General features: G+C 58.9%; 15 protein-coding genes and 1 tRNA gene. 4 read left to right on the forward strand and 12 right to left on the reverse strand.

The features are described from left to right. Window positions 1-46: 46 nt before the first annotated feature. On the reverse strand, window positions 47-718 hold the full coding sequence (locus F8N44_RS04905) for a Bax inhibitor-1/YccA family protein (protein WP_007915443.1): 672 nt from the start codon (window positions 716-718) through the stop codon (window positions 47-49). Window positions 719-840: 122 nt separating this feature from the next. On the opposite strand from F8N44_RS04905, the gene F8N44_RS04910 reads away from it, so the two are divergent. From F8N44_RS04910 to F8N44_RS04925, 4 genes are all read left to right on the forward strand, one after another. Next, a tRNA-Ser gene (locus tag F8N44_RS04910) sits at window positions 841-928 on the forward strand. A gap of 200 nt (window positions 929-1,128) precedes the next feature. Next, on the forward strand, window positions 1,129-1,338 hold the full coding sequence (locus F8N44_RS04915; RefSeq protein ID WP_034156506.1) for a hypothetical protein: 210 nt from the start codon (window positions 1,129-1,131) through the stop codon (window positions 1,336-1,338). Between the two features lie 122 nt (window positions 1,339-1,460). Further along, window positions 1,461-1,874 (forward strand): response regulator, encoded by a 414-nt coding sequence (locus F8N44_RS04920; RefSeq protein WP_150649545.1) that lies wholly within the window; start codon window positions 1,461-1,463, stop codon window positions 1,872-1,874. Window positions 1,875-2,023: 149 nt separating this feature from the next. Continuing rightward, complete coding sequence (locus F8N44_RS04925) at window positions 2,024-2,749, forward strand: hypothetical protein (protein ID WP_150649546.1); 726 nt, start codon at window positions 2,024-2,026, stop codon at window positions 2,747-2,749. A 43-nt stretch (window positions 2,750-2,792) separates the two neighbouring features. Here F8N44_RS04925 and F8N44_RS04930 read toward each other — a convergent pair whose 3' ends face one another. The 11 genes from F8N44_RS04930 to F8N44_RS04980 all read right to left on the reverse strand — a co-directional run bounded on the left by F8N44_RS04930 (window position 2,793) and on the right by F8N44_RS04980 (window position 12,026). After that, a complete protein-coding gene (locus F8N44_RS04930; protein ID WP_150649583.1) occupies window positions 2,793-3,023 on the reverse strand; it encodes a hypothetical protein in 231 nt (76 codons plus the stop codon). Window positions 3,024-3,204: 181 nt separating this feature from the next. After that, on the reverse strand, window positions 3,205-3,711 hold the full coding sequence (locus tag F8N44_RS04935; RefSeq protein WP_150649584.1) for a lysis system i-spanin subunit Rz: 507 nt from the start codon (window positions 3,709-3,711) through the stop codon (window positions 3,205-3,207). Then, window positions 3,711-4,244 (reverse strand): glycoside hydrolase family 19 protein, encoded by a 534-nt coding sequence (locus F8N44_RS04940; protein WP_150649547.1) that lies wholly within the window; start codon window positions 4,242-4,244, stop codon window positions 3,711-3,713. The genes F8N44_RS04935 and F8N44_RS04940 overlap by 1 nt, the downstream gene beginning before the upstream one ends. Window positions 4,245-4,293: 49 nt before the next feature. Beyond that, complete coding sequence (locus F8N44_RS04945) at window positions 4,294-5,343, reverse strand: phage late control D family protein (protein WP_150649548.1); 1,050 nt, start codon at window positions 5,341-5,343, stop codon at window positions 4,294-4,296. 97 nt (window positions 5,344-5,440) lie between these two features. Beyond that, window positions 5,441-5,647 carry a tail protein X gene (locus tag F8N44_RS04950; RefSeq protein WP_034156567.1) on the reverse strand — a complete coding sequence of 69 codons (207 nt, stop codon included), beginning with the start codon at window positions 5,645-5,647 and terminating at the stop codon, window positions 5,441-5,443. Next, a complete protein-coding gene (locus F8N44_RS04955; RefSeq protein WP_150649549.1) occupies window positions 5,622-6,467 on the reverse strand; it encodes a phage tail protein in 846 nt (281 codons plus the stop codon). Before F8N44_RS04955 ends, F8N44_RS04950 begins: the two co-directional genes overlap by 26 nt. Before the next feature lie 9 nt (window positions 6,468-6,476). After that, window positions 6,477-9,116 (reverse strand): phage tail tape measure protein, encoded by a 2,640-nt coding sequence (locus F8N44_RS04960; RefSeq protein WP_150649550.1) that lies wholly within the window; start codon window positions 9,114-9,116, stop codon window positions 6,477-6,479. Window positions 9,117-9,266: 150 nt separating this feature from the next. Then, window positions 9,267-9,866, reverse strand: coding sequence for a phage tail assembly protein (locus tag F8N44_RS32070; RefSeq protein WP_150649551.1), 600 nt, complete (start codon window positions 9,864-9,866; stop codon window positions 9,267-9,269). Window positions 9,867-9,879: 13 nt separating this feature from the next. Continuing rightward, window positions 9,880-10,383 carry a phage major tail tube protein gene (locus F8N44_RS04970; RefSeq protein ID WP_102902301.1) on the reverse strand — a complete coding sequence of 168 codons (504 nt, stop codon included), beginning with the start codon at window positions 10,381-10,383 and terminating at the stop codon, window positions 9,880-9,882. 13 nt (window positions 10,384-10,396) lie between these two features. Further along, complete coding sequence (locus F8N44_RS04975) at window positions 10,397-11,566, reverse strand: phage tail sheath family protein (RefSeq protein ID WP_150649552.1); 1,170 nt, start codon at window positions 11,564-11,566, stop codon at window positions 10,397-10,399. Between the two features lie 103 nt (window positions 11,567-11,669). Beyond that, window positions 11,670-12,026, reverse strand: coding sequence for a phage tail assembly chaperone (locus F8N44_RS04980; RefSeq protein ID WP_224794732.1), 357 nt, complete (start codon window positions 12,024-12,026; stop codon window positions 11,670-11,672). Window positions 12,027-12,095: the final 69 nt, after the last annotated feature.

Here is a 12,095-nt window from a genome sequence, read left to right on the forward strand (position 1 = left end):
CAAAAAACCCGCCTAAGCGGGTTTTTTGTTTACGTCATTTCAACGATCAGTCGTCGCGGCTCATGATGCCGAAGATCTGCAACAAGCTGATGAACAGGTTGTAGATCGATACATACAGGCTGATGGTCGCCATGATGTAGTTACGCTCGCCGCCGTGAATGATGGCGCTGGTCTGGAACAGGATGCACACCGACGAGAACAGCACGAAACCTGCGCTGATCGCCAGTTGCAGGCCGCTGACCTGGAAGAAGAAGCTCGCCAGCGTTGCACCCAGCAACACGAAGAAGCCAGCGGTGATGAAACCACCGAGGAAGCTCATGTCCTTGCGGGTAATCAGCACGTAGGCCGACAGACCACCGAACACCAGCGCGGTCATCGCGAATGCCGAGCTGACCACTTCAGCGCCGCCCTGCATGCCCAGGTAACGGTTGAGGATCGGGCCGAGCAGGAAACCCATGAAACCGGTCAGCGCAAAAGCGGACACCAGGCCCCACGCGGAATCACGCAGCTTGTTGGTAAGGAAGAACAGCCCGTAGAAGCCGATCAGCACCACGAAAATGTTCGGGTAGCCAACACGCATCTGCTGTGCGACGAAAGCCATGACGCCACTGAATGCGAGGGTCAGAGCCAGTAGGCCGTAAGTGTTGCGCAGGACGCGGCTAACCTCTAGCTGCTCAGCCTGCACGCTGTTATTAACTGCGTAATCCTGTTCGCGCATGGCGACACTCCTGTTGGTTTGAAACGTTCAGTCGCAAAGATCATAACAGACGCTCTGTAACAAGCCATGCAGAGAGTTTGACAGTGTGTTTCATTCAGGTATTATGGCGCCCGCAACGCAACGGAGGTGTGGCCGAGTGGTTTAAGGCAACGGTCTTGAAAACCGTCGACTGTAACAGGTCCATGAGTTCGAATCCCATCGCCTCCGCCATATCTGATACGACAAAGCCCTGATTATTCAGGGCTTTGTCGTTTCTGGGGTTTGAGATTTTTGCGGTTTCTTTCGAGGCGTTACAAAACTTTTTGCAACGCGTTACAAAACTTTCCCCTCTCCGGCGTCCTGCAGATCGTTAAAACACTCTTCATGTAACACGGTGCTACGCTGGTTCTCTGACTGCCAAGGAAACCAAAATGCCCAACTCAGATCTGCTCCCTTCACTGCTCTTCAAGATCAACGAAAACCAGCTCGCCCTCGAAGCTGCCATCATGGAGCTGTCGAACTGGGTCGAACAGCGCGGATCCGCCGATGTCGCCGAGAACGTCCGTGGTGCGCTCTGGGCAATCGACAAAAATGAAGAATTTATCAAAATGACTCTGGCCGTGCTAATGACGCCGGAATGACCGCTTTCAGCCGGTAGAGGATGCTCAAACCGCTCTTCAACCAAATCGAATATTGAGAAGAGGCCTAAACTGGGAACCGACAATGCTCGTGCAGCAACGATGGTGGATACAGGAACAATCACATGAACGAAGAATGGGGCAAGATTTCTCCAGTATCCGGATTCGTGATCGTCGTAGAGGACGACCCGACAATTCGATTATTGATGGTTGAGATTTTGTCCGAGATCGGTCTTCAGTGCCTGGATTTCGACAACGCAGACGGCGCCTTTGAACACTTGCTGAGCATGAAAGAGAATTGCCCACTTGTGATTTCGGACCACGGCTTACCTGGTCAGCTTCAAGGTGCAGAACTCATAGCGTTGGTCAAGGCAAAGTGGCCCTATACAGCTACGATTCTCACTTCTGGCTACGCGCTAGATCCCCTGGAGATCCCATCCTCAACAATTTACTTAGAAAAGCCTTGGTCAATGGATGAGCTAGTGATGGCTGTAGCAGATCTACTTCAGCCAAATCATCCTCTTCGAAAAACCACTTAGCTCCAGTTTAGGATCGAAAGCGCTCAGGCACGGAAGCGCCTTTAGACAGAAAGCAGCTTCCCCCTGCTGTTCGTCGACTCCCCCTCGCCTGCTCGACGCAGCTCGATTACTGTACATACATACAGCTATCGTACAGTGAATCCCGTTTCATGAATTTCGACCAAGCGAAAACCCTCCGACTCCAGCGATGGCGCGCAACTCTCGATGATCAGGACTTCCGCCTACAGAACCCAGAGGGGCACAGGGAAACCCTCCGCGAGATGGCGGCGACGCTCCTCGATGAGGGCCTGATCGACCAGCTTGAACAGTTCGACATGAATGAAATGGCCGACGCGGCTTATTGGCATGCCATCGAAGAGCTCCAAAACTCGCCAGACCAATATCGTGGCGCGTCGAGCTATGACGTCGTTCGTATCGACAACGGAGAGCTGCTAGGCACTATCAGTCGATCGATATTCAACTTCTTCAATGACGAACCGCGCGGCGCGTCCTTCGCCTACGACGGCAAGGTCTACTCTGACGCTGATGGTATGCGGCTGACCCTGGGTCTTTCTCGGAAGATTGGGCGGATTTCAGGTCTGGTGTTGGAAATGAATGGCCGCCGATATCAGTTGCTAGAGACCGAAAGAATGATCGCCGGCGTAACGCGCCGACCGCTATCCGATGCCGATGCTTACCGGGCGCTTATAGATGCAGCGCAAGTCGCACATGAGGAGCGGGATCTGCATGCCTTTGAAAAGGTGCGGCCTCACATTGAATCGGCAGCTTTCTGTATTTGCCCAGATTGTCTCGATAACTTTGGTGCGCGTGAAGATTGTTCGACCTGCACCGGAAAAGGTTTTGTGACAAAGATAGCGCCTGCGGGCCCACGCTAAGAGATCGTGCGAAGAACTGGCGACCGGATCAATACGGCACTGATTAACTACGCGCCAGTGTTTTCAGACGCTCCACCAGAGCGGCCTCAAAGATGATGTACAGTTTTTCAGCATCACCGGCGCGCAAGGCCCCGCTGGTTTCCAGTCCAAGCACGAAACCATCCGCACGTGCCCCCGCCTTTACCGCGATGACCATCGAGTCTGCCCGCACAATTTGCGCCAGTAACCGATCGGCTTCTCGCTGCATCTTCTCGCTCAGCACTACGCCTTCCAATTCAGCCACCTATTACCTTCACTATGACATCCAATACATGACGGAAAGAACGACTGAAACCCAAATAATCGTCATCAAAATTGAGTAGCCGGCCAATTGCTTGTCCATGTTCACCATTCATCCCATTGAAGTCTGAATGATGGTTCAGGACTCGCTACCCAGCAAGAATGGCGCGACGCCATCACTGCTGCTGATTCTTCACGTAGGCCTGACACGCCTGCAAGGCGATCAATCCACGGTCACCGGTGTCGGTGATGGCGATAATTCGTTGAGCATGCGCTGGGTCAAGTCGGGCGCGTACGGCTGCATGATCCACGCCGCCGGCGCTGGAGGTGGTTGGCACGTCGCAGCTTTTGGCAACGTCGGTTGCTTCGAGGAGGACTGACAGCCGCAGATCAGAAGTGGCAAGGCGATCGCGCAAGCGATCTTGGTCACGTTGGGCATCACTAATTTTCCTGAAGTGGATTTGCTCGCTGGCCGACAGCCGATGCTCGAGAGCCAGACGTTTGTCCTGCTCGGCCTGCTGCGCAGTGGCCGCGGTCTGGGTCAGTTGATTGAGGGTTTCGGCGTTCAACCGCGCCTGCTCGGCCAGTTGCCGCCCGTACCGCCAGTCCTGAAACTGCCAGGCACTGCCAGCGCCGATCAGTACCAGCGTCAGCACACCGACTGTTTTCCACGGGACGGCGATCACAGCAGCACCGCCCGCGCACGCGACCAGATCTCCAGTCGATCCTGTAAACCATTCAGACCGCCATTAATACGACGGGTGACGGTGTTGAACTGGTCTCGGTCAGCCAGATCGTTCAGCCCGTTCTGCTTCCAGAACCACGCTGCTGACATGGCTGCGTATTGGGGCAGTTCCAGCAGCTCCGGCTGAGTGATCAGGTCGAGGCCCAGCGCCTCGCCGCACGCGGCATAGTTCGCCCGGCCTGTAATCTGGATCAGGCCTCGGCCACGATATTTCGAACCATCACCGGGTTGGGTATTGCCCAGATCTGCTCGCCCCTCATATTTCGTTTGAGCCGGGGTCGGTCCCCAGATTTCTCGAACGTAACGCAGTTGTCCCGACTCATGGCCGAGCTGGGCGATGAACGCGGCAACGCGCTTTCTACCCACGATTTGGTAGCGCTGCATTGCTGTATTCAGGACAGGTACAAAAACGCCCGCGACTGGGCGGGCGTTGGGGAGGATCTGCAGCAACTGCTGCTGAGTGAGCGACATAAAAACTCCAGACATAAAAAAACCGCACTCAGGCGGCGATGGGGTGTGGTTACTGCTTCTCGATGTTCACTACTTTGAGGGGTGGTTTTTGCCCTTTCTTTTTCTTGCCCTTGGATTTACCAGCTTTGCCGGCATTGCATTCGACCGTGGTGGACCAGCCCGACTGGGTGAAAACCTGCTCGACCGAATCCGCCAGGTATTCACCATCAAGCCCGACCTTGAAACCCTGAGCGATGATGGGACGCTCAGCGAAGATGTCCGTTCGACCGGGCATCTCAAGCCGCACGTCAGCGGTCGAGCGATTGAAGGCCGACAGACGTGCCTTTGCCGCCGCTTCAGCAGCGCCCTTGTCTGGGTAAATATGGCGGTCGGTGTGCACTGCCGGCAGGCCGTCCGGCGCATCATCATTGTCGATGGTGACCACCGCGAGCTTGCCGTTCTTTTTGTCCTGATGTTTGGCGGCCACCGCTTTGTGCGAATTGCGATCACCGAGACTGAACTGCCAGCGGCTGAGGTCGCGTCGGGTCAGGGTAATGGCGCCAAACGCCTTACCGCTGGCCGTCTGGCCACTTTGGCGCGGCATCACCAGCAGCTTGCCGTCGGCCACCTTGGCCGTGCAGTCGTATTGCTTGGCCAGACGGGTGATGAAATTAAAATCGGACTCGTTGAGCTGGTCGACGCGGGCGACCTTGGTCGACACCGGGCACACCGGCGTCCAGCCATTACGTGCGGCCACGTCAGCCACGATCCTCGACAACGGCACGCCTTCCCAGCTTCCGCTACGGATGGTCTTGCCGCTGCCACGCATGTCGCTGGCCTTGCCCTTGATCACGATGGTATCCGGTGGGCCTGATACCTCGACCGTGTCCACGGTGTAACTGCCCATGCGCGCCAATGAGGTTTCCGCATACCCCAGATAAATCTCGATTGAGCTGCCACGCCGTGGCAGTTTCACTTGCCCATCACGGTCGTCGATACGCAACTCAAACTCGTCGGACTCCATGCCCGGCTTGTCAGAGGTACGCAGCAACAACAGCCGATCATTGATCTTGGCCGTGACATCGGCGCCATCGGCGACAATACGAAACATCGGGGTCATGGATTTTTTCCAATAAAAAACCCGCACAAGGCGGGCCAAAAAAAAAGGCGTCGTTACGCGTAACGCGACACGGCGCCGGCGAAGGCATCGCCCCGGGTCAATCCCACAGGCTGACGCCTTCATTGGTCGGGCTGGGCAGATCCGGCAGGACGATGATCACGCCCAACCGGAACGGTTGAGGCTCATCGGCCAGCCCCTGATTGGCATCGAGCACGGCCTCGACGCTGCCATTCAAATGGCCGTAAACGTTGTTGCAAATGACATCGAGCATGTCGCCGTCAGACGTCCTGCATGTCGTCGCCATAGCGCTCAAACTCCAGAGTGAAGCCCTGTTTGCGAGCAATCCCGCCGTGCAGCAGCGCGGACTGTTCCTCGTTGATGTTTTTCAGGCACCACGTCCCGATCACCTCGCCATAACCCGTGGTCAGGGTCAGCGGTTGCAGCCTGGCCCCGATGGAACGCAGCATGTCGAGCTGCTTCAATCCACCTTTGAAGCCCGGATAGATCGTGCCCTTGAGCGTCAACTTTTCATCGCCCATACCGACAGCCTGCTTCGCCGGCCGGCGCGTCAACCGCTCCTGCGAAGCCCAGCGGAATTCTGTTGAACGACTGAGCTCATCAAAAGCCGCCGTGTCCAGGTTGAAGTAATACGGCTCAATTTTCGGATCGCGCGGCTGAATGATCATCAGGTGGGGGAACGGCTTCACCGCCTCCGGCGCCGGCGTAGCCTCACCGGCAAAGGAACTGGTGGGCACGATGTTGGCCAGCGACGGACTGACCTTGCCGGCGACGTTGTTGATTGCCGTGGCCGCCTTGCCCGCCTGCTCCTTCAACGTGCCCAGCCGATCCTGCACTTCAGCCGCCGCCCGGGTGGCGCGGCCGTACACCGCCACCACCTGACCGACTTTGGCCTGAGCCGCATCGACTCCACGCATCACCCGCTGAAGTTTGGCGCCGATGGCCGGACCAACAAACGGGATGTTCTCCAGCTCGGACGCGGCGCCGGTCAGTTCGCGGATCGCGCCGTTGACCGGGGTCAGCATGGCGTCAGCACTGCGCCGCCCGGTTTCCGCCGCATCCACCAGATACTTCAGACTTGATTGCATCTGCTCCATGTAAGCCATGAAACCTCCTTAGACATGGGGTTCGTCGTAAAGCCTGGCAGCGTTACTCTTCGCCGCGTCCGCCATCATTCGCTGCATGTGCGGCATCAGATCCTGCGCCAAGGTTTGCGGGTCCTTGACGTCGCCCTGCACCGTCACCGGCATATTCAGCGAGTACTGAAACTGCTGATCCACCTTGGCCGGAACGGGCTTCTCCGCCTCCTTGGGCTGGATAGCCATCGCCGCCGACTTGAGCGGCGCCGTCACCGCCATCGAGCGCGCGACATCCCCCAGCGCCGGTCCTTGCTGGCCCGCTGACAACATCATGAGCGGCGTGGTCGGCACCGGCGCCTTTGCCGTTTGCTCGGGCTTTTCATCCTCACCACCGAACAGCGACTTACCCAACGATCCGCCCAGCGCCGCACCGCCCTGACTGCCCAGATAAGCACCGATCATGCCGCCGATAGCGGTGCCGATGATCGGCACAACCGAACCGATGGCAGCGCCTGCTGCTGCACCGGCCATGGTGCCGGCCAGGTTGCCCGCGGCCGAACCGTAACCTTCGGCTTTTTCGTCCTTGGTTTTGGCGTTTTGAAAGGTTTCAAAAGCCATCGCGCCGGACTCCAGCAGCGTGCCGCCAGGAATGATCTTGGCCGCCTTGCCGACCTTACCGACGGTTCCTGCGACAACGCCGAGCTTGGACAATGCTCCACTTGGAACGGAAGGGACTGATGGCGATGGGGTCGAAACAGGGGGGCGCGGAGCCGGAACAGGTGGACGAGGCACAGACGGGCGAGGACCTCTCGAACTCGGCAACGACCGGCGCCGAGCGCTGCGCCTTGATCCACGTCCACGTCGGCGCGATTCGCCCGACGCATCCACACCGCCACCCATAGCGCCGGCATTGACGACGAAAACCTTCTTGACGCCGTCGTTACCTGCACCACTTTCAGTACCAAGGCCACCGCCTGTTGCCGCATCCTTCACCCGCGAAACAACATCCAGGCCAGTCGCTACCAGATCAAGTTCTCCGGGGTTTTTATTTGGGGCTTCGCTCCCATTCCTTCCACCGCGCGACCCACGCGCAAGGTTTAGCAGCCCCTTGCTGATCTTGATCGTGCTGAAGATACCCTTTAAGGCGATCAGCCCCGCCCCGACCGTGGCGATACCGGCAACTACCCCGGGCGCGCTATCAGTCAGCGACGTAATGCCTTTAGTCACCTTGGTCAACGACTCGGCCACGGTGTCCGTCACCGGGCGCAGCGCATCACCGATGCTGCGCATGGCGTCATCCATCGACTGGGCCATTTCTGCCCATTTCTGCGATGACGACTCGCGCCGCTCGGCGAGGTTCTTGTCGAGGATCCCGGTGGCGTCACGCGAATCGTTTTTGAGCTGGCTGTACAGCGCCTTGTTCTGCATGTAGGCCGACAGTGCGGCCTTGACCTGCATGTCGGCGAACAGGTCGCCGGTGCGCAGGGATTCTTCCAGCGAGGCCATCATGGCCTTGGCCTTCTCCGGGTCGGCCTCCTTGCTGATTTTTGACGTGGCTTCGGCCATGGCCGCCGCACGCTTCGGATCGGTCGCCTGAATGTATTTCTGAGCCAGCGCCATACTGGTTTCGAGCGTCGACATGCCGTTTTGCAAACCGGTCTGCATCGACCCCTTGTAATCAATCCCGGCTTTTTCGTAGGCCTTGACCGTGTCGGTCGAGCCGATTTTGCCCATCCAGTTTTTCAGGTTGTTGGCCGCTTCGTCCGAACTGCCGGCCTGCTTCATCTGCACCTGCAACATGGCGCCCAGTTGCGTCACCGCATCCAAGCCGGTGATGCCGTTACTGGCCATGTTGGCCAGCAGTTCCGGGAACCACTTGGCCATGTCGGCCGCTTCAAAGCTGCCCGCCTGCCCTTGGTAGGCAATCGCCTCCAGCGCCTGCTGCATCTGCTTGGGGTCGGTGATCTTGGCGTTCTGCCCCAGGGCGTTGATCATCTTCGCCGTGTCGACGCCGCTGGATCCCTGCCCCACGACAAACTTGGCCGCGACAGGCGCGTATTCCAGCGCCTTGCTCAGATCCATACCGGCGCCGACCAACTGATTGACCACGTCGGCCACATCGTTGCGCGCCATGCCGGTATCGCGTGACGTGTCGATGATCTTGCGCGACATCTCCTGCTCTTGCGGCTTGTTGGCAATGCCGGCCTTGATCGCGATGTCACGGACAATCGCGCCAAAATCAGCGCTGACCTTGGCCGGCACCGCCATGGCACCGACACCGACCACCGCCGCACCGACGGCGCCCTTCATGCCCTTTACGCCAGAATCAATCTGCTGATGACCCTTGGCTTTCAGCTCGGCTTTGTTGGCCGTCTGCCCCATCGAGCGATAGGCTTTTTCCAGCCGGCCGACCTCGACCCCCTGCTTTTTCAAGCTGTCGAGGTTCGAGTTCAAACGGCTGAGTAATTTGGACGCACCGGCAGCGCCGGTGTCGTGAGCCTTTTTCCATTCTTCACGCAGGCGGATGGTGTCGCCAATCGTGCGCTGCAGCACGCGCGCTTTGTTACCTTCAGCCTCGAGGCGCTTGATGCGCCCGGTCACGTCCTTGAACGCGGCGCCGACCGTGGAACTGACGGCGCCGCCGATCACCAGCCCGAGGGCAAGTTTGTTTGCCATATCATGGCCCTCATGTGCCCAGCACTACCGGTGGCGGCTCAATCCGTGAGCCACCACACCATATCCGCGAACGGCATCGACTGGATCTCGGCGGCGGAAAATCCGGTTTCCGCCGCCAGACGTTTCGCCGCCGACTTGATCACGCTGGGGTTAAAGCCCGTCGTCGTTGTCCATGCGAAAATAGCCGGCCTGCAAGCGGTTAAAATCCACCAGCTTCAGCCCCTCCAGATCCGCCACCGAAGCGCCGGACAACGCCGCAAACAACACCAGCTCGCGCTGCTCATCGTCGCCACCCACCTCACGGTTGGCCGCTCGCACGTCGCCCACGGTCGGCGAACGCAAGGCCAGCTTGTCGACGGTCACGCCGTTGATTTCACTCGGACACGACAGCGTCACCAGCACCTGATCGGTGGTCAGCGACAACCACGCCGGCATCGAGTCCGAATAATCGGTTTTCGGTACCAGGTGCGAATACGCCGTTTGCACGCGGCGATAATCCGTCAGCTTGAGGCCTTCCAGATCCTTCAGTCCGACTTCGGCGAGACCGGCGAACAACATCAGTTCGCGCTGTTCATCATCACCGTTGGCAGCACGATCAGCCGCACGCACCTCACGCACGGTCGGGTTACGCAGGTTCAACGTCTCGACGTCGACGCTATTGGCTTGGCTTGGCCGGGTCAGCGTTACAACAGCGCCGAGCGCACTGAGCGACAGCCAGGCCGGCAGGTTTTTAGCGATTACTTGAGTCATCTGGATCTATTCCTTACATGCCGAGTGCTTGGCGCACTTCGAGCAGTTGGTCTTTGCCGTCGATCACCTGAATGCCGGCGACCATGTCGATTTCGTACATCAGGCGCCCGTCAATTTCGAGCTTGTAGTACGTGACCGAAACGGCGTGTTTGATCTCGGCCGCATCACCGGCTTTCCAGTCACCGAGATCGACCTCTTTGAGGCGACCGCGCAGGGTGGCTACGACCGCTGTCACCGCGCCCTTTTGGCCCTTGAAGGCACCTCGGAACGTGGCGTTGAACGCCGTGCCGTCAGCCAAGCCGAAGTACTTCAGCGACTCGCGGCGCACGCCTTTGGTAACAAACGAGGCTTCCATTTTTTCAAGCCCCTGATCCATATCGATGGGGCCAGCCATGCCGCCGCCACGATATTCGTCGGTCTTGGTGGTCAGCTTGGGCAGCGTCAGGCTCGGCACGTCGCCGGAAAAGTTCACGCCGTCGACGAACAGGTTGGTGTTGTACAAAGTCTGAGGAATCATTTGCTACGCCCCCTTAGGCTGCTTCAAGCACTTCGGTCATCCACTGATCGGTGACTTCGAAAAGGAAATTCGGGTTCTCTGCCGGCGGCACGTCGGTAAAACGGATGCGCCAATACACCTTGCCCTGGGCGATCTGGCTGGCCGTGTTCCGTTCGGTGTCGGCGAACACTTCAAAGTTGATGATTGCGCCCTGGGCTTTCAGGTCGCGCATGAACGCATCCAGACCGTTGGTGACATCGGTCACGTAGGTCTTGGTGATCGAACGGTCGACGGCCCACTTGTGCCCCGCCTGCACCGCATCCATGAGGATGAACAGCGTGCGAACGCGGGTAACGAAGGCCCACTTCGGATCGCTCGACAGCGTGCGGTTGCCCCACAGGCGATAACCGTCGTCGCGAATGATCGTGGTGATATTGGCGTTGTTGAGCAGGTTGGCTCGGCACGTCTCGTCGCCGTCCAGGTACTCGACCGCGCGGCCGGTACCGGTGATACCGGTCAATTCCTTGTTCGATGGCGAGGCCCAGAAACCGTATTCAGCATCCGTCCACGCAAACAGGCCTGCTGCCCAAGCCGAGCCGGGCGCGTCGACCGTCGAGCTGGTGACGGTGTCCCAGTACTTCACACCCGGGTCGACCATGAACAGGTTGCGACTGCCGAAGTTATCGGCGTAGGCCATGGCGGCCTCATCGGTGGTGCCAGGGCCGTCGATGATGCCGATGGCGCGCAGCTTCTGCGCCACACTGTCGATGGCCGTGGCCACCGCCTGAGTCGCGGTGTGGCCCGGGGCGATCAGCAATCTTGGTTGGGCGTTGAACAGGCTTTTGCCATCGAGCAGCGCCTGCAGGCCAGTACGCTGACCCGAGGCAAGGACACCGCCGATGATCGCCGAGGTTTGCAGCGCGGCGTCTTCCAGCTTGGGCACGCCGATAGCCACGATCACCGCCTTGGCTTTGACGTAGATCGCCTGACAGGCCTTGGTGATGGCCGAATCAGCGCCGAAGGCGGCAATGGCTTCGCGCTCGGTGGTGATCAACTTCAGTTCGCCGGCCTTGGCCGTACCGCCGCCGAGTTGGCCCGGGGTAAAGGTGTCGCACAGGCCGATAATCGACGACGACGGCAGCGAGATGGTGCGCGCGCCGGTCTCCACCACCGTGGTCGTGATGCCGTGAAATAAACCACTCATAAGGGTCAGTCTCCAGAAACGAAAAAACCCCGCATAAGCGAGGCTGTGAGGGTGTTCGTGTTACGCGTAACGGAAAAGAAAACGCCCCGTCAGTGCGGGGCGTTTAGTTGGGTTGTGCTGACAGCCAGGTCGGCGCCGGCGGCCGGTGTTCGGCGAGCGGGAATTGCTCGCCTTGCGGCCAGTCGCGCAACAGACGGCGGTAGCCTTGCAGCTCGGCGTATTGCTCGGGCGTAATCGAGGTCGACGCGCCCTCCTCGACTTCGTCGCGATGGCGTGAAACCAGAGGATCAGTAAACGCCAGTTGCCGATCGCGCCAAACACGCTCAGCAGCGGCCTGAATCTCAGCGCTTGGCGCCGGCCGATCAATCAGGATAGGGCCGCCGGACTCGTCCGCAGCGACGACCATGCCGGCAGACTGCCCATCGAGAATTGCGCGACGATGCTCTAGAGAAACTTCCACTCCATCCTCTGGAATCGCCTCAACAATGACGCTGTCATAGAACCCAAGCTCAGACGCACTAAAGAAAAT

The organism is Pseudomonas fluorescens, from assembly GCF_902497745.1.
GTDB lineage: Bacteria > Pseudomonadota > Gammaproteobacteria > Pseudomonadales > Pseudomonadaceae > Aquipseudomonas > Aquipseudomonas fluorescens_BM.

Coding starts and splice junctions, on each gene's coding strand:
- F8N44_RS04925 (WP_150649546.1), top strand. CDS start 2,024: ATGAATTTCGACCAAGCGAAAACCCTCCGACTCCAGCGATGGCGCGCA.
- F8N44_RS04945 (WP_150649548.1), bottom strand. CDS start 5,343: ATGACCCCGATGTTTCGTATTGTCGCCGATGGCGCCGATGTCACGGCC.
- F8N44_RS04920 (WP_150649545.1), top strand. CDS start 1,461: ATGAACGAAGAATGGGGCAAGATTTCTCCAGTATCCGGATTCGTGATC.
- F8N44_RS04955 (WP_150649549.1), bottom strand. CDS start 6,467: ATGGCTTACATGGAGCAGATGCAATCAAGTCTGAAGTATCTGGTGGAT.
- F8N44_RS04960 (WP_150649550.1), bottom strand. CDS start 9,116: ATGGCAAACAAACTTGCCCTCGGGCTGGTGATCGGCGGCGCCGTCAGT.
- F8N44_RS04940 (WP_150649547.1), bottom strand. CDS start 4,244: ATGTCGCTCACTCAGCAGCAGTTGCTGCAGATCCTCCCCAACGCCCGC.
- F8N44_RS04905 (WP_007915443.1), bottom strand. CDS start 718: ATGCGCGAACAGGATTACGCAGTTAATAACAGCGTGCAGGCTGAGCAG.
- F8N44_RS04975 (WP_150649552.1), bottom strand. CDS start 11,566: ATGAGTGGTTTATTTCACGGCATCACGACCACGGTGGTGGAGACCGGC.
- F8N44_RS04950 (WP_034156567.1), bottom strand. CDS start 5,647: ATGGCGACGACATGCAGGACGTCTGACGGCGACATGCTCGATGTCATT.
- F8N44_RS04915 (WP_034156506.1), top strand. CDS start 1,129: ATGCCCAACTCAGATCTGCTCCCTTCACTGCTCTTCAAGATCAACGAA.
- F8N44_RS32070 (WP_150649551.1), bottom strand. CDS start 9,866: ATGACTCAAGTAATCGCTAAAAACCTGCCGGCCTGGCTGTCGCTCAGT.
- F8N44_RS04970 (WP_102902301.1), bottom strand. CDS start 10,383: ATGATTCCTCAGACTTTGTACAACACCAACCTGTTCGTCGACGGCGTG.